The organism is Streptomyces sp. NPDC052396 (genome assembly GCF_044593195.1).
GTDB lineage: Bacteria > Actinomycetota > Actinomycetes > Streptomycetales > Streptomycetaceae > Streptomyces.
The window spans coordinates 293,715-315,631 of record NZ_JBIUAW010000005.1 but is presented as its reverse complement, the minus strand read 5'-3'; the positions used below and the strand labels follow the sequence as shown (position 1 = coordinate 315,631).

The following is a 21,917-nucleotide window of genomic DNA, read 5'->3' as shown; positions in this document are numbered from 1 at the left end:
GGTCCCAGCCTAAGGGGCGCGGCGGTGCCACGGGGCTCAGCCGGGCAAAGCCTTGGGCTTGCCGTCGGACACCGGCCGTATGGCGTCCAGGTGTCCCCAGACGATCAGCCGGTGGCTGTGGCCCCACTCCGGATCGCAGGTGGTCAGTGTGAGGTAGCGGCCCGGCCGGGTCCGGCCCGCCTCGGCGGGCACCGGATCGAGCACCGTGGTGTCATCGGGCAGCGTCCGGTAGGGCGGGGCGTCCACCCGGTAGGTGAACCAGTTGCTGCCGTCGGTGAGCACCACCGCGTCGCCGGGCCGCAGCCGCGGCAGGTCCTTGAAGGGGTCGCCATAGGTGCGTCGGTGCCCGGCCACCGCGAAGTTGCCCACCGCGCCCAGCCGGGCGGTGCCCGCGTAGTGGCCCAGCCCCTTCTTCAGCAGCCCGGTGCCGGTGCCCTCCAGGACGGGCTTGGCCCAGTGGGCGCCCAGCCGCGGGATGTACATCACCGCGAAGGGGGCGCCCGGGCGGTAGCCGGGCGGCGGCTCCCCGGGGGGCTGCGCGGCGGGGGCCGGTCCCGTTCGCGTTCCCGTTTCGGCTCCGGCCACGGCCCCGGGTCCGGTCCGTTCGCCGGCCCCGGACGCGGAACGGCCCGCCGGGCCGGCCGGGGCCGCCCACTGCTGCCGCAGCCGGTGCAGCTCGCCGTCCATGGCCCCGTCCGCCCGGACCCCGGTCCAGTAGAGGAGGTAGACCACCAGCAGGACCGTCAACAGACCGGCGGTGACGCACAGTTCACTGAGCGTACGGACCAACAGCCGCATCCGCGCCTCCCGTTGCTACCCCACGGGCTTGGCATAGGGGAGGTCAACTGTGCCCGAGTAGCCGGGAAGAGTCACCGAGTCATGCTGGTCGACTTTCCAGCCGAGGCCATAGGCGGTCACATACTGCAGGTAGTTGCGGATCGCCGGGGAGGCGTCCAGCGCCTTGCGCAGCGCGCCCCGGTCGCCGACCGCGGTCACCTTGTACGGCGGGGAGTAGACCCGGCCCTGCAGGATCAGGGTGTTGCCCACACAGCGCACCGCGCTGGTGGCGATCAGCCGCTGGTCCATGATCTGGATGCCCTGGGCGCCGCCCTGCCACAGGGCGTTCACCACGGCCTGCAGGTCCTGCTGATGGATCACCAGGTCATTGGGCTGCGGCGGGGGCACCCCGGGGATCTTCGGGCCGGCGCCGGGCGGGGCGTCGGTGAGGGTGACGGTCAGTCCGGGGCCGGTCAGCGGCTGGGTGCCGGTCGCCGCACCCAGCGCGGCCAGCCGCTTGTTCTGCGCGGTGTTGCCGCCGGTGTCCCGCCTGGCCAGCGCGTCCACTTCGGACCGCAGGCCGGCGGCGCCGCCCTCCAGTTCGCCATTGGCCCGGCTGCGCTCCTGAATCAGGTCGGACAGCCGCAGCATCGAGGCATCGGTACGGATGTTGGTGCCCTTGGCGGTGTTGAAGCTCATCCAGAAGATCAGGCCCGCCAGCGCGAACACGGCCACGGTCAACAGCCGGACCGGCCGGAATCGCCGGGAGGGCCTGCTGGTGGAGTCGGCGGAATTGCTCAACGTACCCTTGTCCTCTCCGACGCCGCGGAAGCACTACGCTAACGGACGCCCGGGGGAAGGCAGCGCGCTCCGCCGGACACCACAGCCCGACAACACAGCCCTTGTACATCCCCAGCGCGGTCACGCAGCGCATCGACAGGAGAGTTCCTCGTGCCGAAGTCACGGATCCGCAAGAAGGACGACTTCACCCCGCCGCCCGTCAAGCAGCAGAACATCAAGCTGAGCTCCGGGCGCGGCTGGGTGGCGCCGGTGATGCTGGCGATGTTCCTGATCGGGCTGGCCTGGATCGTGGTCTTCTATGTGACGGGCGGCGACATGCCCATCTCGGCCATGCACAACTGGAACATCGTGGTGGGCTTCGGCTTTATCGCCGCCGGGTTCGTGGTCTCCACCCAGTGGAAGTAGCCCCCGGCGGGGCGAGTTATCCACACCCTCGTCCACAGTGGGGAAAAACTCAGAAGATCTGTGGATAACTTCCAGCCGGTTGACGCCGGTGTGACTGATCGCAAGCGCTGCGTTCCCTCCGTCACACCGGCTTCTTCCAGCGCAAACACGGCTCCGATGGGCTGCCCATGGGCATGTCCCCAGTGGTTGTCCACCAAGTGGGGGACGCTGTGGACAACCTGAGCGCCCACCGGTGTGAGTGACCGCTAGCCGAGCTGGAACGTCCGTACGACCACCAGGGCCGTGATCGCGGCCAGCGCCGCCCCACAGGTCAGCGTCTGGACCAGCAGCCGCCTGCCCCGGGGCGCGTGCACCATGCCGTAGGCCACCGCGGTGCCCACCACCAGGCCGCCGATATGCGCCTGCCAGGCGATATTGCTCCAGGTGAAGGTGAAGATCAGGTTGAGCACCAGCACGGCCAGCACCGGGCGCATGTCGTACTTCAGCCGCCTGGTCAGCACGGCGGTGGCACCCAGCAGCCCGAAGATCGCGCCGGAGGCGCCCAGCGAGGCGCTGTCCGGCGGGGCGACCAGGTAGGTCAGCGCACTGCCGCCCAGCCCGGCCAGCAGATACAGCGCCAGATAGCGGGCCCGGCCGAAGGCGGCCTCCAGCGGGGGGCCCAGCCACCACAGCGAGAGCATGTTGAAGCCGATATGGGTGGGCGTCTGGTGCAGGAAGACACTGGTCAGCAGCCGGTACCACTCGCCCTCGGCGACGCCTGCCGACAGGTCGTCGCGCAGCGGGAACCGGCCGAACAGCTCCAGCCTGGTGACCAGGTCGTCGCCGGCCGCCAGCACCGCGATCCACACCGCGACATTGACACCAAGAATGATCTTGGTCACCAGGGCGGGGTCCCTGGGGTGCGCGCCACCGGTGACGGTGCGCGGCTCCTCGGGGTGCGGCCGGTGGCCGGTGCCGGACGGACCGGCCACGCACTCCGGGCACTGGAAGCCGACCGAGGCACTGACCATGCAGTCGGGGCAGATCCGCCGGTCACAGCGGGTACAGCACACCCCCGCCGCCCGGTCGGGATGCCGGTAACAGCAGACGGCCTGGTCGTTCATGCTCTCCCCATCGCCCCGGTCGGGGGCCGGCGGAACACACGGCCCCGCCCGTCAATACGGACGGGCGGGGCGCCGGGTTCCCGGTACGTGCGCGTTGCGCCCTATCGGGTCTCGACCACCACGGACTCGATCTTGACGTCCTGCAGCGGGCGGTCGTTGCGGTTGGTGGGCGTACCCACGATGGCGTCCACGACCTTCTTGCTGGCCTCGTCGGCGACCTCGCCGAAGATGGTGTGCTTGCCGGTCAGCCAGGTGGTGGGGGCCACCGTGATGAAGAACTGCGAGCCATTGGTGCCCGGGCCGGCGTTGGCCATGGCCAGCAGGTAGGGCTTGGTGAAGGCCAGGTCGGGGTGGAACTCGTCACCGAACTCATAGCCCGGGCCGCCGGTGCCGTTGCCCAGCGGGTCACCGCCCTGGATCATAAAGCCGCTGATGACCCGGTGGAAGACGGTGCCGTCGTAGAGCCGGTCCTGGGACTTCTTGCCGGTCGCCGGGTGGGTCCACTCGCGCTCGCCCTGGGCGAGCTCGACGAAGTTCTTGACCGTCTTGGGAGCGTGGTTCGGCAGAAGCCGGATCACGATGTCCCCCTGGTTGGTCTTCAGGGTGGCGTAGAGCTGCTCGGCCACGATCTACCTTCCATAGTGTGCGCTGACAGCCCCCGATCCTCGCATGGAGCGGCGGCGGGCGAGTAATGCCCAAAGCCCCGCGCGCGGCGGCGAACCATGGCATGGTCGAAGCCGAGCTCCCATGACCCGGATGCCCGCTCGCACATGCCGGACCGCCCATCGGCAGGCATGATCTTCCATTGGGTGGAAAGGCGACAAACCATACGCCACCGAGGAGGAGGTTCTCGTGACCCGCAAGGACAGCGTGCGCGCCGCGACCAGCACCGCCAAGGACAGCGTGCGCCACGCCGCGGAGATGGTGGCGCCCTACGCAGGCACGGCCAGGGACGCCGCCGTGCACTATGCCCACGAGGCCCGGGAACGGCTCGCCCCCCTTATGGCGGAGGCCGCGCAGCAGGCCCGGGCGCAGTACGACGCCCACCTGCAGCCCCGGCTGGAACAGGCCCGCGAGACCTTGCCGCCCAGGGTCGGCCAGGCCGCGGCCCGGGCCCTGGAGGCCGCCGAGCCGGTACGGGACGAGGCGCTCGCCCGGGGCGGTGCCGCGCTGGCCGCGCTGCGCGGCCAGGTCTCCGCCGCCGAGGTGGACAAGCTGGTGCGGCAGCGACAGCGGCGCTGCCGGGCGGGCCGGGTGGCCAAGCGGCTCGCGATCCTGGGCCTGCTCGCCGGCGGCGCCGTCGCCGCCTGGAAGTGGTGGGACCGGCAGTCCAACCCCGACTGGCTGGTCGAACCCCCGCTCGCCACCGAGCCCGGCCGCTCCTCGCTCAGCTCGGTGGACGGCAGCGTCGGCGCCGGGGGTCTGGACCCGGAGGTCCAGGCCAAGGAGGCGGAGGCCGACCGCCTGGGCGAGGGCGAGGACGACCGGCACGAAAACCCGTAGCCCGGCGCGCAGCAGGACTACCCGGGCTACCAGGACGCCCTCCGACCGCCCCTTCGCGGGTCAGCGGGTCGGAGGGCGTTCGTCGTCAGAACTGGACGTCGTCAGAACTGGACGGGGAGGTGGCGCGGTCCGCGGAGCATGGCCGCCTGCCGGTAGGGGGGCGGGTCCTGAAGCAGGGTCGCGGCGCCGAGGCGGGGGATCAGCGCGGCGAGCGCGGTCTGGGCTTCGATACGGGCGAGCGGGGCGCCGTAGCAGAGATGGATGCCGCTGCCGAAGCCGAGGTGCTGGTTGTCCGTGCGGGTGGGGTCGAACCGGTCGGGGTCGTGGAAGCGCTTGGGGTCGCGGTTGCCGGAGGCCAGCGCGAGCACCACGGAGGAGCCCTTGGGGATGGTGGTACCGGCGATGTCGATGTCGGCGAGGGGGATGCGTTCGCGCATATGGACCGGGGGCTCATAGCGCAGCAGTTCCTCCACCGCGGCCGGCAGCAGGCCGGGGTCGCGGCGCAGCCGGTCGAGCTGGTCGGGGTGGCGAAGCAGGGTGAGCACACCATTGGTGATCAGGTTGACGGTTGTCTCATGTCCGGCGATCAGCAGCAGCACGCCGGTTTGGGCGAGTTCCTCGGGGGTGAGCCGCAGTGCGGGGTCGGGTTCGTTGACGAAGGCGGAGAGCATGTCGCCGGTGGGGTGGCCGCGGCGCTGTTCGGCGAGGTTCACCAGGTACTGGCCCATCGCGACGCGTGCCCGCTCGCCCTCCTGGTCCCGCTCGGTGGAGGTGTCCTCTCCGGGCCGGATGTCGGCGGAGACGACCACCGCGTCGGACCACTGCCGGAACTGCGGCTCGTCCTCGCGCGGAACACCGAGCAGCCGGCAGATGACCATGACCGGCAGCGGGTAGGCGAAGTCGTCCACGACATCGATCTGGGTACGGTCCCGCAGCCCGTCGAGCAGTTCCCCGGTGACCCGGGCGATCTCCTCGCGCATGCCATCGACCCGGCCGGGGCTGTGCGGGGGGCCGAACGGCCGCATGGCCAGGGTGCGCAGCCTGTGGTGCTCGGGGTCGTCCAGGCGCAGAAACGGCGGCTTCGGCTCCTCCCCGGACGCGGTGGTGCCGCTGCGGGGGTCCGCGCTGAAGCGCGGGTTGTGGAGCAGGGCGGTGATCTCGTAGTAGGTGCCGACCAGGTAGCTGCCGTCCGTCTGCCGCACCACGGGGCCGGCTTGGCGCAGTTCCGCGTAGAGCGGATAGGGATCGGGACGGCTGGCGTAGTCGGTGATCCGTTGCAGCAGGGTGTCAGCGGGCATGGGGGTCGGCTCCTCATGGGTGGGCGGGAACGCGGGTCAGCCGGCGGGCGGCACCACGGTCAGCCGGCGGTCGGGGAGGTGACCGGTGAGTGCCACGGTGGGGCCGTGGGACAGGCCCTTGGGGTCCGGCACATCGGAGGGAACCGGGATTTCGGCCGCCATCGGGCGGTCGGGCGCGCCGGGCGCGGGCGGGAACGGGGCGGCGGTCTCGATCAAGTGCTGGTAGTACTCCAGGGACTTGGCCATGTTGACGGTGACCGCGGCGGTGACCCGGCCCTGGTAGCCGTAGACCATGGCGAGGCGGCGTTCCTCCAGCGTGCCCTGGGCGATGACCACCTGGTCGGAGAAGGTGGGGACGCCCACCGACTTGATATTGAGGCCGAACTGGGTGGACCAGAAGGTGGGCAGGGCCAGGTGGGGGCGGCGCAACGGCCCTGGACTGACCATGTTGTGGGCGGCCACCTCCGCCTGGGCGACCGCGTTGCCCCAGTGCTCCAGGGAGAGCAGCTGATATCCGAAGAGCGGGTGGGGGAAGCGGGAGACGTCGCCGGCCACGAAGACGTCGTCGGTGACGATCCCGTACATGTTGAAGGCCCGGCACCCGGCGTCGCAGGCGATGCCGCGCGGGCCCGCCGCCAGTCCCGTCTCGGCCAGCCACTCGACGTTGCGGACCGCGCCCAGCGCCGCGACGCAGACATCCGCCTCCAGGCGGCTGCCGTCGGACAGGTCCGCGCCGGTGAACCGGCCGCCCGCGTCCCCGCGCAGTGCGGTGACAGTCACCCCGCAGCGCAGGTCCACGCCGTGGTTGCGGTGCATGGCGGCGGCGAGTCTGGCCAGGGTGCCGCCGAGCGCGCCGATCAGGGGCGCGGGGCCGCGTTCGGTGACGGTGACGTCCAGTCCGCGTTCCCGGCAGGCCGAGGCGATCTCCGAGCCGGTGAAGCCGCCGCCGATGACCAGTACCCGGCGCGGCCCGGCGGCCAGCCGCTCGGCCAGGCCTGCGGCGTCCTCGCGGGTGCGCAGGGTGAACACCCCGTCCAGGGCGGCCTCTTGGGGGTTGGGCCAGGGTCTGGCCCGGGTGCCGGTGGCGATCAGCAGCCGGTCGTAGGGCAGTGGCTCGCCGTCGGCCAGCAGCACCCGCTTGCCGAGGGGGTCCAGGCCGGTGGCGCGTACGCCCAGCCGCCAGTCGGCGTGCGGGTCCCGGCGCATCGGAAGCCCGGTGGACCGGGGCGCCGCCTGGCCGAGCAGCACCTGTTTGGACAGCGGCGGCCGGTCGTAGGGCGGATGGGGCTCGTCCCCGACCACGGTCAGCGAGCCGGTGAAGCCTTCCTCGCGCAGCTTCTCGGCGGCCCGCAGTCCGGCGAGCGAGGCGCCGACGATGACGATCCGGCCGTCCCTGAGGTCACCGCCCATCGGGGTTCACCTCCGCACCGAGGAGGATGGCCTGGACCGGGCAGGCCGCCGCTGCCTGGCGCACACGCTCCAGCTGCTCGTCGGGGACGGCCGGGTCGTACAGCAGCCCCTCCTCACCGTGCAGCTGGAACACCTCCGGTGCCAGGAACACGCATTGCGCATAGCCCTGGCAACGGGTGAGATCCACCACGACCCGCATCCCCGTCACTCCCTCCGCCGTCTTACCCCCTCCTCGCCAGCCTGCGGGACAAGCCGGACTTCCGCACCTGGATCGCCCCGGCGGCGGGGTCAGCCCAGGGCGCGGTCGAGGTTGAAGGCGGCGCTGATGAGGGCGAGGTGGGTGAACGCCTGGGGAAAGTTGCCCTGCTGCCGGCCGGTGTGGCTGATCTCTTCGGCGTAGAGACCGAGGTGGTTGGCGTAGGTGAGCATCTTCTCGAACGCCAGCCGGGCCTCGTTCAGGCGCCCGGCCCGGGTGAGGGCCTCGACATACCAGAAGGAGCAGATGGAGAAGGTGCCCTCCTCCCCTTCCAGGCCGTCCGGGCTGGCCTTGGGGTCATAGCGCCACACCAGCGAGTCGGACACCAGCTCCTCGCCGAGGGCGTCCAGGGTGGACAGCCACAGCGGGTCGGTCGGCGCGATGAACTTGGTCAGCGGCATCATCAGCACCGCGGCGTCCAGCACCTCGGAGTCCTCGTGCTGGACGAACGCCTGCCGGGCGGGCGACCAGCCCCGGTCCATGATCCGCCAGTAGATCTCGTCCCGGACCGGCACCCAGCGGGCCGACTTCGCCGGCAGGCTGTGCCGCTGGGCGATGCGCAGGGCCCGGTCGATGGCCACCCAGCACATCAGATGGGAGTAGAGGAACCTCTTGCGCCCGCCACGGGTCTCCCACACCCCCTCGTCCGGCTGGTCCCAGTGCTCGCAGACCCAGTCCACCAGGGCGCACACCCCGCGCCAGTGACTGCTGGAGATGGGCCGGCACCACTTGTCGTACAGGTAGACGGAGTCCAGCAGAGCACCGTAGATGTCCAGTTGCAGCTGGGTGGCGGCACCATTGCCGACCCTCACCGGTGCCGAGCCCCGGTACCCCTCCAGCTGGGGCAGCACGCGTTCGGGCAGCTCAAGGCGTCCGTCGATGCCGTACATCACCTGAAGGGGACCGGACGGTCCGCCGCCTCGGCGCTCGGTGTGCCGGGTGAGGAAGCCCATGAACGCCTCGGCCTCCCCGGTGAAACCGAGCCTGAGCAGCGCATAGACGGCGAACGCGGCATCGCGCACCCATACATGGCGGTAGTCCCAGTTCCGCCCGCCGCCGATCCGCTCGGGCAGGCTGGTGGTGGGGGCCGCCACGATCGCGCCGGTGGGGGCGTAGGTGAGCAGCTTGAGGGTGAGGGCCGAGCGGTGCACCATCTCCCGCCATCTGCCGCGGTAGCGGGACTGGCGCAGCCAGTTCCGCCAGAAGGCGACCGTGGCGGTGAACTCCCGCTCGGCCCGCTCCCATGGGCAGCCGCGCGGCGCGGCTTCACCGCCGGCCCGCTCCAGGGCGAAGACCGCGCTCTCGCCCCGGGCGAGCCGGAAATCGCCCGCCACATCCCCGCCGTCGCACTCCAGCGGCACCGTGGCGGTCAGCCTCAGCGACAGCGACAGTGCCGCGCAGTCGAACACCGCGGCCCCGTCCGTCATCCGCACGGTGTGCCGCTCGGCGCCATAGCCGAACCGGGGGGCCACCCGGGCCCGGAACGGGATCGTTCCGCGCACGCACACCACCCGCCGGACCAGCCGGTGGCCGTCCGCCTCGCCGGACTCCGACAAGGGCATGAAGTCCTGGATCTCCCCCAGCCCCTCCTCGGTGAAGAACCGGGTGATCAGCACATTGGTGTCCGGGAAGTACAGCTGCTTGGTACGGGCCGGAACGGCGGCGGCCAGCTCGAAGGCCCCGCCCCGGTCCGCGTCGAGGATGGCCGCGAAGACGCTGGGGGAATCGAACGCCGGGCAGCAGTACCAGTCGATGGTGCCGTCGGTGCCCACCAGAGCCACCGTGCGGAGATCCCCGATCAGGCCGTGGTCCGCGATCGGCAGATAACGCTCGGATGTGTCCCGTCCCGGTGCCCCGTACATCGCAGCACCTCCCTGTCGCGCCCGCCGAAAGGACGCCGACCGCGGCATGCGCCGCCCGGCCGCCCCTGGACGTGCTCACCCCCACTGGTTCGGAGAATAACGCCGCCCGCCGCATGAGCGCTCCCCGCCCGCGCACGCCAAAATGCCCCCTGAGCCAGCGTTACCGCAGGTCAGGGGGCATTTCACAAGTGGCGTCCAGTGGAGCCTAGGGGAGTCGAACCCCTGACATCTGCCATGCAAAGACAGCGCTCTACCAACTGAGCTAAGGCCCCGTCCCGCACCAGACTACCCGGTGTCGGAGGTGTTCCCGACCGGGTATCGCCCGCACCCGTCGCTCTCCGTAGGATGCAGCGCAAGATTCGCGGCAGCGAAGCGAAGGGGAGAGCGAGATGGACGCAGCACAGCAGGATGCCACGGCCCGCGCACGAGAGCTTCAGCGGAGCTGGTACGGGGAGCCGCTGGGGGCCCTGTTCCGCCGTCTCATCGACGATCTCGGCCTCAACCAGGCGCGTCTCGCCTCCGTGCTGGGCCTTTCGGCGCCCATGCTCTCCCAGTTGATGAGTGGTCAGCGCGCCAAGATCGGCAACCCGGCGGTGGTACAGCGGGTTCAGGCGCTGCAGGAGCTCTCCACCCAGGTCGCCGACGGCTCGGTCAGCGCCGTCGAGGCGGCGGAGCGGATGGAGGAGGTCAAGCGCAGTTCGGGCGGCTCGGTCCTCAACTCCACCCAGACCACGGCCAGCAGCGGCGCTCCGACCGTCAAGCGGGTGGTCCGCGAGATCCAGTCGCTGCTGCGCTCGGTGGCCGGCGCCGGGGACATCATCGACGCCGCGCACACCCTCGCCCCCGCCCATCCCGAACTCGCCGAGTTCCTGCGGGTCTACGGCGCCGGACGCACCGCCGAGGCGGTCGCGCACTACGAGGCGCACCAGAGCTGACGGCGCCCGGAGCGGAGCCATGGGTGAGCTCTTCGCCGGGCGCTACCACCTCGTCGACCCCATCGGGCGCGGCGGCGCGGGGGCCGTGTGGCGCGCCTGGGACCGGCGCCGCGGCCGCTATGCGGCCGCCAAGGTGCTGCTGCACAGTGACGCCCACACCCTGCTGAGGTTCGTCCGCGAACAGGCGCTGCGCATCGACCACCCCCATGTGCTGGCACCGCAGAGCTGGGCGGCCGACGACGACAAGGTGCTGTTCACCATGGACCTGGTGCGCGGCGGTTCGGTGGCCCATCTCATCGGTGATTACGGGCCGTTGCCGCCGCGCTTCGTCTGTGTGCTGCTGGACCAGTTGCTGGCCGGGCTGGCCGCGGTGCATCTGGAGGGCGTGGTGCACCGCGACATCAAACCCGCCAATCTCCTTCTGGAGGCGACCGGAACGGGCCGCCCGCATTTACGGCTCTCGGATTTCGGCGTCGCCATGCGCAAGGGCGAGCCACGGCTCACCCAGGCCAACTACGTCATGGGAACGCCCGGTTACTTCGCGCCGGAGCAAATGGCGGGTGAGGAACCGGATTTCCCGGCCGATCTCTTCGCGGTGGGACTGGTCGCGCTCTATCTGCTCTCCGGGCGGAAACCGGACGCCGAGGCCCTGGTGCGGCGTTTTGAGGAACAGGGCGTACCCGGCCCGCCGGCGGAAGTCCCGCCGCCGCTGTGGGAAGTGGTGGCCGGCCTGCTGCAGCCCGATCCGGCGGTGCGCTTCCGTACCGCCACCGGGGTGCGCAAGGCGCTGGGCGCGGTGGTGGAGCTGCTGCCGGAGCCCGGCGGGGAGGAGGAGCGGATCGAGGTCTTCGACCAGCTCGGCCCGCTGCCGCCGGGCTTCGGGCCGGACGGTCCGGAGCCCGACACCGCCCGGGCACAGGGCACTTGGGCCACCGCGGCCGGCACCCCCATGGCGCCGGAGGCCCCGGGCGGGCCCGTCACACCGCCGCGTCCCGTCCACCCGCCGCACACCCCGCCACAGACCCCACAGCCGCCCCTGACGGGCCCTACGCCGTCCGCGCCGACCCTTCCGCTGCCCGCCGCCCCGGCGGCCGTCCGGCGGGCGCCGGGGCCGCCCGCCAGGGTCGCGGTGCCGGTGCTGCTGCTGGCCCTGGTCTGCCTGGCGGTGGGGTTGTGGGCGCTGGCCACCGGCTGACCGGCGGCATTCACCTTCGCAATCATTTTATTTGCAGTGGCAAATAGAGTGGGAGTGGGTGCAGCAGGAAAACAGATCGGGCCCCGGCCGTGGGAACGGCCGGGGCCCGGTCAGGGGCTCTATGTCTCACACACCCGAACCTGCGGGCACGGAGTCAGTCGCCTCCGTCCACAGATCCTGCTCGGCGCGATCCGCCTGGATCTGGCGGTACACGAGGAGCCCGCCGATGGCGGCCAGTGCGACCAGGAGGAGCTTCTTCACCGCGCGACCTCGTCTTTCCTTGACGTAAGGGGACTCTGGGGGCCGATGATACACACCGGCCGATACCGATCGGTGACCTGCGTCCCGACCTTTGCCGTATCCCAACTCCCGTACCGGGAAAGCCGATCGGCCCGGACGGAGAATCTCCGTCCGGGCCGATCGCGCCGGTGGGGCTAACAGGACTTGAACCTGTGGCCTCTTCCTTATCAGGGAAGCGCTCTAACCGTCTGAGCTATAGCCCCGCGCTGCACCGAAAGATTAGCGCACTTGGGGCCCAGTCCCAAAATCGCGGTCAGTCGTCCTCGGCCAGGGTCAGTTCCACCCCGCCCACGAAGGAGGCGGAGAGGTTGTAGGCGAAGGCCGTCAGCGTGGCCAGCGCGGTGGCCAGCACCACCTCGATCACCGCGATGATCACGGTGAACATCAGCACCCGCGGCAGCGACAGGAAGCCCTGCAGGTCAAAGCCGCCCCCCTCGCCGGCGGTGGCGTCATGAATGGTGCTGCCCACCGCGGAGAAGACACCCATGGCGTCCAGCACCAGCCACAGCACCGACACCGCCACGATGGTGCACACGCCCAGCGCCACCGACAGCAGGAAGCTGACCTTCATCACCGACCAGGGGTCGGCCTTGGCCACCCGCAGCCGGGCCGAGCGGGTACGCGGCCCCGGATCGGCCGCGGCCGGGGCCGGGCGCTCGGTGGCCGCCCGGCCCTGCTGCGCGGCCTGCTGAGGCCGTCCCACGGCCTTGGCAGGCGCCTTCACGCCGGTCTTCACGCCGGTCTTCGGACCGGCCTTGTCGCCGGTCCCGTCACCGGTCTTTCCGGTCTTCCCGTCCCCCGCCGCGGCGGCGGCCTTGGTGCCGGTCTTGGCACCACCGCCCCCGCCGGCCCCGTCCGCCCCCGCCGGAGGCTCATAGGCCTTCGGCGGGTGGTACGGCTCTCGGGTGTCCGTCATGGTTATCCCCCTGCCCGTGGTGGACCCACCCCGGGAGTCTGCCCCGTCCCCGCCGGGGACACGGGCGCCGGTCTCATCGGATGCGCTGCTCGCGGAACCGCGACGCCCACCCGTGGCGCCCGTGGCTCGACTCACGTCTTACTCCTCGGTGGTCTCGGCCGGGGACTCGGTGCCCTCGGCCGTCTCGGGCGTCTGGTCACCCGTCACGCCCGATGCCTCGGCCGACGGCTCCTCGTCGACCTCCTCGGCCTCGCGGCCGGCCTCGGCGTTGCGGGCGATGCCGACCACGGCATCTCGCTTGCCCAAGTTGATCAGTTGGACGCCCATCGTGTCACGGCCGGTTTCCCGGACTTCGCTGACCCGAGTACGGATCACGCCACCGCTGAGGGTGATCGCCAGGATCTCGTCGCCCTCCTCGACCACCAGCGCACCGACCAGCGAACCCCGGTCCTCGACGATCTTCGCGGCCTTGATGCCCAGACCGCCGCGTCCCTGGACCCGGTACTCGTCCACGGGCGTCCGCTTGGCATAGCCGCCGTCGGTGGCTGTAAAGACAAAGGTGCCCGGACGGACCACATTCATCGACAGCAGCTCGTCACCCTCGCGGAAGCTCATGCCCTTGACGCCCGAGGTCGCCCGGCCCATCGGCCGCAGCGAGTCATCGGTCGCGGTGAACCGGATGGACTGCGCCTTCTTGCTGATCAGCAGCAGGTCGTCGTCGGCCGACACCAGCTCGGCGCCGATCAGCTCGTCCTCGCGGCCGTCCGCCATCTCCCGGAGGTTGATGGCGATCACACCACCGGAGCGCGGCGAGTCGTAGTCCTTCAGCGAAGTCTTCTTCACCAGGCCCGACTTGGTGGCCAGCACCAGATAGGGCGCCGCCTCGTAGTCCCGCACCGCCAGGATCTGGGCGATCTTCTCGTCCGGCTGGAAGGCCAGCAGATTGGCCACATGCTGGCCGCGGGCGTCCCGGCCGGCGTCCGGCAGCTCATACGCCTTGGACCGGTAGACCCGGCCCTTGTTGGTGAAGAACAGCAGCCAGTGGTGGGTGGTGGAGACAAAGAAGTGGTCGACGATGTCGTCCTGCTTCAGCTTGGTGCCCCGCACGCCCTTGCCGCCGCGCTTCTGCGAGCGGTAGTCCTCGGTCTTGGTGCGCTTGACATAGCCACCGTTGGTGATGGTCACCACGATGTCCTCTTCGGCGATCAGGTCCTCGATGGACATGTCGCCCTCGAACGGCACCAGCTTGGAGCGCCGGTCGTCGCCGAACTTCTCGACGATCGCGGTGAGTTCCTCGCTGATGATGCCGCGCTGCCGCTCCGGCGAGGCCAGGATCGCGTTGTACTCGTTGATCTTCGCCTGGAGTTCGTCATGCTCCGCGACGATCTTCTGGCGCTCCAGGGCGGCCAGCCGCCGCAGCTGCATCTCCAGGATCGCGTTGGCCTGGATCTCGTCGATCTGCAGCAGGCCCATCAGGCCCGTGCGGGCCACCTCGACGGTGTCGCTGCGCCGGATCAGCGCGATGACCTCGTCGATGGCGTCCAGCGCCTTGAGCAGACCGCGCAGGATGTGCGCCCGCTCCTCGGCCTTGCGCAGCCGGAAGCGGGTCCGGCGGACGATGACCTCGACCTGGTGCGTCACCCAGTTGCGGATGAACGCGTCCAGCGACAGGGTGCGCGGCACCCCGTCCACCAGCGCCAGCATGTTGGCACCGAAGTTGGTCTGCAGATCGGTGTGCTTGTAGAGGTTGTTGAGGACGACCTTGGCGACCGCGTCCCGCTTGAGGACGATCACCAGACGCTGGCCGGTGCGCGAGGAGGTCTCGTCACGGACGTCGGCGATACCGCCGATCTTCCCGTCCTTCACCAGGTCGGCGATCTTCTGCGCCAGGTTGTCCGGATTCACCTGGTAGGGCAGCTCGGTGACCACCAGGCACTGGCGGTTCTGGATCTCCTCCACCTCGACCACCGCGCGCATGGTGATCGAGCCGCGGCCGGTGCGGTACGCCTCCTCGATGCCCTTGCGGCCCACCACCAGGGCGCCGGTCGGGAAGTCCGGGCCCTTGATCCGCTCGATCAGGGCGTCCAGCAGCTCCTCCGGCGATGCCCCGGGGTTGGCCAGGTACCACTGGGCACCCTCGGCCACCTCGCGCAGGTTGTGCGGCGGGATGTTGGTGGCCATACCGACGGCGATGCCGGCGCTGCCGTTCACCAGCAGGTTGGGGAAGCGCGACGGCAGCACCGTCGGCTCCTGGTTACGGCCGTCGTAGTTGTCCTGGAAGTCGACGGTCTCCTCGTCGATGTCCCGGACCATCTCCATCGACAGCGGCGCCATCTTGCACTCGGTGTACCGCATGGCGGCCGCCGGGTCATTGCCCGGGGAGCCGAAGTTGCCGTTGGAGTCCACCAGCGGCATCCGCATCGACCAGTGCTGGGCCAGGCGCACCAGGGCGTCGTAGATCGAGGCGTCACCGTGCGGGTGGTAGGTACCCATGACGTCGCCGACCACGCGGGCGCACTTGTAGAAGCCCTTCTCCGGCCGGTAGCCGCCGTCGTACATGGCGTAGAGCACCCGGCGGTGCACCGGCTTGAGACCGTCGCGCACATCGGGCAGCGCACGCGAGACGATCACGCTCATCGCGTAGTCGAGGTAGGAGCGCTGCATCTCGGTCTCGAGCCCCACGGGCTCGACGCGCATCCCCACGCCCTCGATGGCGGCCGGCTGGCCCTCGGGCGTGACGGGAGTGGGCGTGGGAGGGGTCTCGGGAGTGGTCTCGTCGGCCATTGTCGTTCAAAGTCCTTTCAAGCCGCGGAAGTTGGTCCAGGCCGACTCAGATGTCGAGGAAGCGGACGTCCTTGGCGTTGCGCTGGATGAAGGAGCGCCGCGCCTCGACGTCCTCGCCCATGAGCACCGAGAACAGGTCGTCCGCCTGGGCGGCGTCGTCCAGGGTGACCTGGCCGAGCACCCGGTGGTCGATGTCCATGGTGGTCACCCGCAGCTCCTCGGCGTTCATCTCGCCGAGACCCTTGAAGCGCTGCACCGAGTCGTCCCTGACCCGCTTGCCGTTCTCCCGGCCCAGCTGGATCAGGGCGTCGCGCTCACGGTCGGAGTAGGCGTACTCGAAGTCATCCTTGCCCCACTTGATCTTGTAGAGCGGCGGACGGGAGAGGTACACATGCCCGGCTTCCACGAGCGGGCGCATGAAGCGGAACAGGAAGGTCAGCAGCAGGGTGTTGATGTGCTGGCCGTCGACATCGGCGTCCGCCATCAAGATGATCTTGTGGTAGCGGAGCTTGGAGATGTCGAAGTCCTCGTGCACACCGGTGCCGAAGGCGGAGATCAGCGCCTGGATCTCCTGGTTCTGCAGGATCTTGTCGACCCGCGCCTTCTCCACGTTGAGGATCTTGCCGCGGATGGGCAGGATCGCCTGGTACTCCGGGTTGCGGCCGGACTTGGCCGAACCACCGGCGGAGTCACCCTCGACGATGAAGATCTCGCACTTGGCCGGGTCATTGGACTGGCAGTCCGACAGCTTGCCCGGCAGCGAGGCCGTCTCCAGCAGACCCTTGCGCCGGGTCAGATCACGCGCCTTGCGGGCCGCTACCCGGGCGGTGGCCGCCTGGATGGACTTGCGGATGATGTCCGCGCCCTCATTGGGGTTGCGGTCCAGCCAGTCGGTGAGGTGCTCGTAGACCGCCTTCTGGACAAAGGTCTTCGCCTCGGTGTTGCCCAGCTTGGTCTTGGTCTGGCCCTCGAACTGCGGCTCGCTCAGCTTGACCGAGATGATCGCGGTCAGACCCTCGCGGATGTCATCACCCGTGAGGTTGTCGTCCTTCTCCCGCAGCAGCTTCTTGTCCCGCGCGTACTTGTTGACCAGCGAGGTCAGCGCGGCCCGGAAGCCCTCCTCATGAGTACCGCCCTCATGGGTGTGGATGATGTTGGCGAACGAGTAGACACCCTCGCTGTACTGGGTGTTCCACTGCATGGCCACCTCGAGCGAGAGCTTGCGCTCGGTGTCCTCGGCCTCGAAATCGATCACCGTGGGGTGCACCAGCTCGCCCTTGCGCGAGTTGAGGTAGCGCACAAAGTCCGAGATGCCGCCCTCGTAGTGGTAGCGGACGGTAAGCGGCTTGCCCTCCTCGTCCACATGGTCGGGGCGCTCATCGGTCAGCGACAGGGTCAGGCCCTTGTTGAGGAAGGCCATCTCCTGGAAACGCCGGGACAGCGTCTCGAAGGAGTACTCGGTGGTCTCGAAGATGTCGCCGTCGGCCCAGAAGGTCACCGAGGTGCCGGTCTCGTCCGTCGGCTCGTTCTTCTGCAGCGGAGCCGTGGGGGCGCCCAGCTTGTAGTCCTGGGTCCAGCGGAAGCCATCGGTCCTGACCTCGACGGCCACCCGCGACGACAGCGCGTTGACCACCGAGACGCCGACACCGTGCAGACCACCGGAGACGGCATAGCCGCCGCCGCCGAACTTGCCGCCCGCGTGCAGCACGGTCAGCACGACCTCCACGGCCGGCTTCCCCTCGGAGGGGACGATGCCCACCGGGATGCCGCGGCCGTTGTCCACCACGCGCACCCCGCCGTCCGGCAGGATCGTCACATCGATGGTGTCCGCGTGGCCCGCCAGGGCCTCGTCCACGGAGTTGTCGACCACCTCATAGACGAGGTGGTGCAGACCACGCTCGCCCGTGGAACCGATGTACATACCCGGACGCTTGCGAACCGCGTCCAGGCCCTCCAGCACGGTGATCGCACTGGCGTCGTACGACGTCTCACCGCCAGGAGCGGAAGGGGTGGTGTTCTCGTTGGGGTTGCCGGAATCGGCCACGAAGCGCCCTTTCTGGCACAGCACAGCCCTTCCCCTGACTGCTGCGGGGAGTTGCCCCCGGCCGGCTGGACCCGGCGGACAGGCAGGAGCGGCTGCGTCGTTCGACTTGTTCCGCGAATTGGCGACGGAATGCCACCAGTCTACCGGTAGCTCCGACATGAATGGGGGTTTGGCGGCGCCTGAGTCCTCATGTGCCGCCCTGAACCGGCATCAGCCGACTCCCTATATGTGGCCCCGGGCTTCAGGGGGCTCACAGCGGCACTCAGCGCTTCGAGCTGTCAACCGCCCGCAACCGTGAGCGGGGTCTCATACGCCACGGCCCACCCATGCTCACCCATAGGTGTCGCCGGGCCCGCTGCTCCCCGGAGCACGCAGCGACCCATACCGGCGCGCCGGACCACCCGGCCCCAGCACCTTGAGCAACCGCACCGTGCCCTGACCCAGATCGTCATTGAGCCGCGCCACCAGCGTCGGCGCCAGCAGCCGCAACTGGGTGGCCCAGGCCGTGGAGTCACACTGCACCGTCAGCACCCGGGCCTGATCGTCATAGCGCTGCGGCTCACAGTGCAGCGCCACCTCCGGACCCACGATCTGCGGCCAGCGGCCCATCACCCCGCCCACCGCGGCCGGCGTCTCCCAGCCCCGCTCGGTGATCAGCCGGCTGATCGCCGCCCCCAGCGGCAGCGGATCACGGCCGTCCGCCCGCGCACCCGAACGCAGACCACCGCGCCGCGCCTGCTTCTTCTGCTGCACCGCGTTGCCGCGCGCCCGCGCCTGCTCCTTGGCGGCACGCAGCGCCACCCGCGCCAGATCCACCCCGGAAGGCTGAGGAGTCTGCTCCGTCACGCCCGCTCCACCGACCCCTCGGACACCGCATACCGCACACCGCTCAGCGCCCCCGGCACATCCTCGGGCACCGCCGCCGTCACCAGCACCTGCTCACCGCCGGCCACCAGCTCCGCCAGCCGCTCCCGGCGCCGCGCGTCCAGCTCGGCGAAGACATCGTCCAGCACCAGCACCGGCTCCGCGCCCTCCGAGCGCAGCAGCTCATACGAGGCCAGGCGCAGCGCCAGCGCATACGACCAGGACTCGCCATGGCTGGCGTACCCCTTGGCGGGCAGCCGGCCCAGCCGCAGCACCAGATCGTCACGGTGCGGGCCGGCCAGCGTCACCCCGCGCTCGATCTCCTGCTTGCGCGCCTCGCCCAGCGCGTCCAGCAGCACCTGGTACAGCTCCTCGCGGCCACGGACGCTCTCGGTACCCAGCGGGCCCTTGTAGTCGAAGGCCACCGGGCCGCCGCCGGGCGCCAGCCGCTCATACGCCTGATCCGCCAGCGGCAGCAGCGTGGCGATCAACTCCAGCCGGTGCGCCAGGAGTTCGGCCCCGGCCCGGGCCAGATGCTGGTCCCAGACATCCAGGGTGGACAGGTCCATGGAACGGCCGCCGTGCCGCCGGGCCATGGCCGCGGTCTTCAGCAGGGTGTTGCGCTGCTTGAGCACCCGCTCATAGTCCGAACGCACCCCGGCCATCCGCGGGGAACGCGCGGTGACCAGCTCGTCCAGGAACCGCCGGCGCTCCCCGGGGTCGCCCTTGACCAGCGCCAGGTCCTCCGGGGCGAACAGCACGGTGCGCACCATGCCCAGCACATCGCGCGGCCGGACCTGGGAGGAACGGTTGATCCGGGCCCGGTTGGCCTTGCCGGGGTTGAGCTCCAGCTCGATCAGCTGCTGCCGCTCGTCCTGCACCACGGCGGCGCGGATGACGGCCCGGTCGGCGCCCAGCCGCACCAGCGGGGCGTCCGAGGAGACCCGGTGGCTGCCCAGGGTGGCCAGATAGCCGACGGCCTCCACCAGGTTGGTCTTGCCCTGGCCGTTGGGGCCGACGAAAGCGGTGACGCCCGGGCCGAGCGGAACCTCGGCCCGGGCGTACGAGCGGAAGTCGGCGAGCGAGAGATGCGAAACGTGCATGAGTGCGCGCCGAGCCTCCTGTTGTCCTACGGGTTACTTCTTGCTCTCGACCGCGTGGCCGCCGAACTGGTTGCGCAGCGCGGCGATCATCTTCATCTGCGGGGAGTCGTCCTGACGCGAGGCGAAGCGGGCGAACAGCGAGGCGGTGATCGCCGGCAGCGGCACCGCGTTGTCGATGGCGGCCTCCACCGTCCAGCGGCCCTCGCCGGAGTCGGCCGCGTAACCGCGGATCTGCTCCAGGTGCTCGTCGCTGTCCAGGGCGTTGACGGCCAGGTCCAGCAGCCAGGAACGGATGACCGTGCCCTCCTGCCAGGAGCGGAAGACCTCGCGGACGTCGGTGACCGAGTCCACCTTCTCCAGCAGCTCCCAGCCCTCGGCGTAGGCCTGCATCATGGCGTACTCGATGCCGTTGTGGACCATCTTGGCGAAGTGACCGGCGCCGACCTTGCCGGCGTGCACCGCGCCGAAGTCGCCCTCGGGCTTGAGCGCGTCGAAGACCGGCTGGACCTTCGCCACGTTCCCGGCGTCGCCGCCGTACATCAGGGCGTAGCCGTTCTCCAGGCCCCAGACGCCGCCGGAGACACCGCAGTCGACGAAGCCGATGCCCTTGGCGGCCAGCTCCTCGGCGTGCTTCTCGTCGTCGGTCCAGCGGGAGTTGCCGCCGTCGACCACGATGTCACCGGGCGAGAGCAGCTCGCCCAGCTCGTCGATGGTGGACTGGGTGGCGGCCCCGGCCGGGACCATGACCCACACCACGCGCGGACCGGTCAGGGAATCCACAAGCTCCTTGAGGCTGTGGACATCCGCCAGGTCCGGGTTGCGGTCGTATCCGATGACGGTGTGGCCTGCGCGGCGGATGCGCTCACGCATATTGCCGCCCATCTTGCCGAGACCGACGAGACCGAGCTCCATCAGTTGTTCCTCTGTGCCGTAGTGGTTGCGGATGGTTCCCCGGTCCGAGCCTACGCCCGGGCCTTGGCGCACACCTGTCGGGACGGAGCGCTCAAACGCTCCGTCCCGGATGGCGTCAGCCGGAGAGCCGCACCGGCATGATCAGGTACTTGTAGGCCTCGTCGGCCTCCGCGTCCACCGCCGGCTTGCCGCTGAGCAGCGCGGGCTTGGTGGAGGTGGTGAAGGACAGCTGGGCGACCGGGGAGTCGATCGCGGACAGGCCCTCCAGCAGGAAGCCGGGGTTGAAGGCGATGGAGATGTCCTCGCCCTCCAGGCGGGCGTCGACCCTTTCCACAGCCTGTGCGTCGTCGCTGGAACCGGCCTCCAGGATCAGCACGCCCTGCTCGAAGCTCAGCCGCACCGGGGTGTTGCGCTCGGCGACCAGGGCCACGCGCTTGACGGCCTCGACGAAGGGGGCGGTCTCGATCACCGCCACGGAGTTGAACTCGGTCGGGAAGAGGGTGCGGTACTTGGGCAGGTCGCCCTCGAGCAGCCGGGTGGTGGTGCGGCGGCCGGCGCCCTCGAAGCCGATCAGGCCCTCGCCCGCGCCGGAGCCGGACAGCGCCAGCGAGACGCTCTCCCCGCCGCTGAGCGACTTGGCGGTGTCCAGCAGCGTCTTGGCCGGGACCAGGGCGACCGCGGAGACATCGGGGGTCTCCGGCTTCCACAGGAACTCGCGGACGGCGAAGCGGTAGCGGTCGGTGGAGGCCAGGGTGACGGTGTCGCCCTCGATCTCGATGCGGACACCGGTGAGCACCGGCAGGGTGTCGTCACGGCCGGCGGCGATGGCCACCTGGGCGGCGGCGGAGGCGAAGACCTCGGCGGGGACGGTGCCGGTGGCGGTGGGCATCTGGGGCAGCGCCGGGTATTCCTCCACAGGCATGGTGTGGAGGGTGAAGCGGGAGGAGCCGCAGACCACGGTGACCCGCACGCCGTCGGTGGAGATCTCCACAGGCCTGTTGGGAAGTGCGCGGCAGATGTCGGCGAGCAGGCGGCCGGAGACCAGGACGGTGCCGTCCTCCTCCACATCGGCCTCCACCGAGACCCGGGCCGAGACCTCGTAGTCGAAGCCGGAGAGGCTGAGCGTGCCGTCCTCGGCCTTCAGCAGCAGGCCGGCGAGGACCGGCACCGGCGGACGGGCCGGGAGGCTACGGGCCGCCCAGGCCACTGCCTCCGCGAGTACATCGCGCTCCACCCGGATCTTCACCGGAACCGCCTCCTGCTTGTTGCTGGCTCGTCGCCTTGCTGGCCTCGTCTTGGCTTCAGTAGCCGGAGACCAGTCTGACGCACACCGCTGACAGCTGTTGCTGCTCGGGGTCAAGTCGGCCCGGGTGGCGTTCGGCGGCCCGAGGCGAAGTTGTGCACAGGACCCACTTCGAAGCGATTTCCCTGCTTGAACTCTGTGGTCGT

At 70.2% G+C, this 21,917-nt stretch carries 20 protein-coding genes and 2 tRNA genes; 4 read left to right on the top strand and 18 right to left on the bottom strand.

What is annotated here, in order from left to right; all coding sequences use genetic code 11:
• Positions 1-36 precede the first annotated feature (36 nt).
• Together ACIHFE_RS15360 and ACIHFE_RS15355 are read right to left on the bottom strand one after the other, a co-directional pair.
• The gene (locus ACIHFE_RS15360; RefSeq protein ID WP_400106590.1) at positions 37-798 is read right to left on the bottom strand and encodes a class E sortase; all 762 of its coding nucleotides are present in this window, start codon (positions 796-798) and stop codon (positions 37-39) included.
• A 15-nt stretch (positions 799-813) separates the two neighbouring features.
• Positions 814-1,578: a DUF881 domain-containing protein gene (locus tag ACIHFE_RS15355; RefSeq protein ID WP_400106588.1), complete on the bottom strand. Its 765-nt coding sequence runs from the start codon at positions 1,576-1,578 to the stop codon at positions 814-816.
• A 150-nt stretch (positions 1,579-1,728) separates the two neighbouring features.
• Between ACIHFE_RS15355 and crgA the strand changes: the two genes are divergently transcribed.
• On the top strand, positions 1,729-1,983 hold the full coding sequence (crgA, locus tag ACIHFE_RS15350; protein WP_400106586.1) for a cell division protein CrgA: 255 nt from the start codon (positions 1,729-1,731) through the stop codon (positions 1,981-1,983).
• A 245-nt stretch (positions 1,984-2,228) separates the two neighbouring features.
• On the opposite strand, the gene ACIHFE_RS15345 is transcribed toward crgA, so the two are convergent.
• Entirely contained in the window at positions 2,229-3,086 is an 858-nt protein-coding gene (locus tag ACIHFE_RS15345) for a rhomboid family intramembrane serine protease (protein WP_400106584.1), read from the bottom strand.
• Between the two features lie 101 nt (positions 3,087-3,187).
• Complete coding sequence (locus ACIHFE_RS15340; protein ID WP_400106582.1) at positions 3,188-3,712, bottom strand: peptidylprolyl isomerase; 525 nt, start codon at positions 3,710-3,712, stop codon at positions 3,188-3,190.
• 226 nt (positions 3,713-3,938) lie between these two features.
• Between ACIHFE_RS15340 and ACIHFE_RS15335 the strand changes: the two genes are divergently transcribed.
• A complete protein-coding gene (locus ACIHFE_RS15335) occupies positions 3,939-4,589 on the top strand; it encodes a DUF5324 family protein (protein WP_400106580.1) in 651 nt (216 codons plus the stop codon).
• 101 nt (positions 4,590-4,690) lie between these two features.
• On the opposite strand, the gene ACIHFE_RS15330 is transcribed toward ACIHFE_RS15335, so the two are convergent.
• From ACIHFE_RS15330 to ACIHFE_RS15310, 5 genes are all read right to left on the bottom strand, one after another.
• Positions 4,691-5,887 (bottom strand): cytochrome P450, encoded by a 1,197-nt coding sequence (locus tag ACIHFE_RS15330; RefSeq protein ID WP_400106578.1) that lies wholly within the window; start codon positions 5,885-5,887, stop codon positions 4,691-4,693.
• A gap of 36 nt (positions 5,888-5,923) precedes the next feature.
• Positions 5,924-7,297, bottom strand: coding sequence for an NAD(P)/FAD-dependent oxidoreductase (locus ACIHFE_RS15325; RefSeq protein WP_400106576.1), 1,374 nt, complete (start codon positions 7,295-7,297; stop codon positions 5,924-5,926).
• Positions 7,287-7,496 carry a ferredoxin gene (locus ACIHFE_RS15320; protein WP_400106574.1) on the bottom strand — a complete coding sequence of 70 codons (210 nt, stop codon included), beginning with the start codon at positions 7,494-7,496 and terminating at the stop codon, positions 7,287-7,289. Before ACIHFE_RS15320 ends, ACIHFE_RS15325 begins: the two co-directional genes overlap by 11 nt.
• A gap of 89 nt (positions 7,497-7,585) precedes the next feature.
• The gene (locus ACIHFE_RS15315) at positions 7,586-9,415 is read right to left on the bottom strand and encodes a glycoside hydrolase family 15 protein (protein WP_400106572.1); all 1,830 of its coding nucleotides are present in this window, start codon (positions 9,413-9,415) and stop codon (positions 7,586-7,588) included.
• Positions 9,416-9,614: 199 nt separating this feature from the next.
• Positions 9,615-9,687, bottom strand: a tRNA-Ala gene (locus ACIHFE_RS15310).
• 117 nt (positions 9,688-9,804) lie between these two features.
• Here ACIHFE_RS15310 and ACIHFE_RS15305 point away from each other — a divergent pair.
• Entirely contained in the window at positions 9,805-10,350 is a 546-nt protein-coding gene (locus ACIHFE_RS15305) for a helix-turn-helix domain-containing protein (RefSeq protein WP_400106570.1), read from the top strand.
• A 19-nt stretch (positions 10,351-10,369) separates the two neighbouring features.
• Positions 10,370-11,545, top strand: coding sequence for a serine/threonine-protein kinase (locus tag ACIHFE_RS15300; RefSeq protein ID WP_400106568.1), 1,176 nt, complete (start codon positions 10,370-10,372; stop codon positions 11,543-11,545).
• Positions 11,546-11,671: 126 nt separating this feature from the next.
• On the opposite strand, the gene ACIHFE_RS15295 is transcribed toward ACIHFE_RS15300, so the two are convergent.
• The 9 genes from ACIHFE_RS15295 to dnaN all read right to left on the bottom strand — a co-directional run bounded on the left by ACIHFE_RS15295 (position 11,672) and on the right by dnaN (position 21,714).
• Positions 11,672-11,806 (bottom strand): DLW-39 family protein, encoded by a 135-nt coding sequence (locus tag ACIHFE_RS15295; RefSeq protein WP_003958712.1) that lies wholly within the window; start codon positions 11,804-11,806, stop codon positions 11,672-11,674.
• Positions 11,807-11,974: 168 nt separating this feature from the next.
• Positions 11,975-12,048: transfer RNA gene (locus tag ACIHFE_RS15290), tRNA-Ile, on the bottom strand.
• Between the two features lie 50 nt (positions 12,049-12,098).
• Positions 12,099-12,761: a DUF3566 domain-containing protein gene (locus ACIHFE_RS15285; RefSeq protein ID WP_400106566.1), complete on the bottom strand. Its 663-nt coding sequence runs from the start codon at positions 12,759-12,761 to the stop codon at positions 12,099-12,101.
• A gap of 138 nt (positions 12,762-12,899) precedes the next feature.
• Entirely contained in the window at positions 12,900-15,545 is a 2,646-nt protein-coding gene (gene gyrA / locus ACIHFE_RS15280) for a DNA gyrase subunit A (RefSeq protein WP_400106564.1), read from the bottom strand.
• A gap of 46 nt (positions 15,546-15,591) precedes the next feature.
• The gene (gene gyrB, locus ACIHFE_RS15275; protein ID WP_400106562.1) at positions 15,592-17,613 is read right to left on the bottom strand and encodes a DNA topoisomerase (ATP-hydrolyzing) subunit B; all 2,022 of its coding nucleotides are present in this window, start codon (positions 17,611-17,613) and stop codon (positions 15,592-15,594) included.
• A 306-nt stretch (positions 17,614-17,919) separates the two neighbouring features.
• The gene (locus ACIHFE_RS15270; protein WP_400106560.1) at positions 17,920-18,435 is read right to left on the bottom strand and encodes a DUF721 domain-containing protein; all 516 of its coding nucleotides are present in this window, start codon (positions 18,433-18,435) and stop codon (positions 17,920-17,922) included.
• Positions 18,432-19,556, bottom strand: a complete 1,125-nt coding sequence (gene recF, locus ACIHFE_RS15265) for a DNA replication/repair protein RecF (protein ID WP_400106558.1) — start codon at positions 19,554-19,556, stop codon at positions 18,432-18,434. Before recF ends, ACIHFE_RS15270 begins: the two co-directional genes overlap by 4 nt.
• A gap of 33 nt (positions 19,557-19,589) precedes the next feature.
• On the bottom strand, positions 19,590-20,501 hold the full coding sequence (gnd, locus tag ACIHFE_RS15260; RefSeq protein ID WP_400107018.1) for a phosphogluconate dehydrogenase (NAD(+)-dependent, decarboxylating): 912 nt from the start codon (positions 20,499-20,501) through the stop codon (positions 19,590-19,592).
• A gap of 82 nt (positions 20,502-20,583) precedes the next feature.
• Positions 20,584-21,714: a DNA polymerase III subunit beta gene (gene dnaN / locus ACIHFE_RS15255; protein ID WP_400106556.1), complete on the bottom strand. Its 1,131-nt coding sequence runs from the start codon at positions 21,712-21,714 to the stop codon at positions 20,584-20,586.
• Positions 21,715-21,917 lie beyond the last annotated feature (203 nt).

Coding starts and splice junctions, on each gene's coding strand:
- gyrA (WP_400106564.1), bottom strand. CDS start 15,545: ATGGCCGACGAGACCACTCCCGAGACCCCTCCCACGCCCACTCCCGTC.
- ACIHFE_RS15300 (WP_400106568.1), top strand. CDS start 10,370: ATGGGTGAGCTCTTCGCCGGGCGCTACCACCTCGTCGACCCCATCGGG.
- ACIHFE_RS15360 (WP_400106590.1), bottom strand. CDS start 798: ATGCGGCTGTTGGTCCGTACGCTCAGTGAACTGTGCGTCACCGCCGGT.
- ACIHFE_RS15305 (WP_400106570.1), top strand. CDS start 9,805: ATGGACGCAGCACAGCAGGATGCCACGGCCCGCGCACGAGAGCTTCAG.
- ACIHFE_RS15345 (WP_400106584.1), bottom strand. CDS start 3,086: ATGAACGACCAGGCCGTCTGCTGTTACCGGCATCCCGACCGGGCGGCG.
- ACIHFE_RS15325 (WP_400106576.1), bottom strand. CDS start 7,297: ATGGGCGGTGACCTCAGGGACGGCCGGATCGTCATCGTCGGCGCCTCG.
- ACIHFE_RS15285 (WP_400106566.1), bottom strand. CDS start 12,761: ATGACGGACACCCGAGAGCCGTACCACCCGCCGAAGGCCTATGAGCCT.
- ACIHFE_RS15320 (WP_400106574.1), bottom strand. CDS start 7,496: ATGCGGGTCGTGGTGGATCTCACCCGTTGCCAGGGCTATGCGCAATGC.
- ACIHFE_RS15330 (WP_400106578.1), bottom strand. CDS start 5,887: ATGCCCGCTGACACCCTGCTGCAACGGATCACCGACTACGCCAGCCGT.
- ACIHFE_RS15315 (WP_400106572.1), bottom strand. CDS start 9,415: ATGTACGGGGCACCGGGACGGGACACATCCGAGCGTTATCTGCCGATC.
- recF (WP_400106558.1), bottom strand. CDS start 19,556: ATGCACGTTTCGCATCTCTCGCTCGCCGACTTCCGCTCGTACGCCCGG.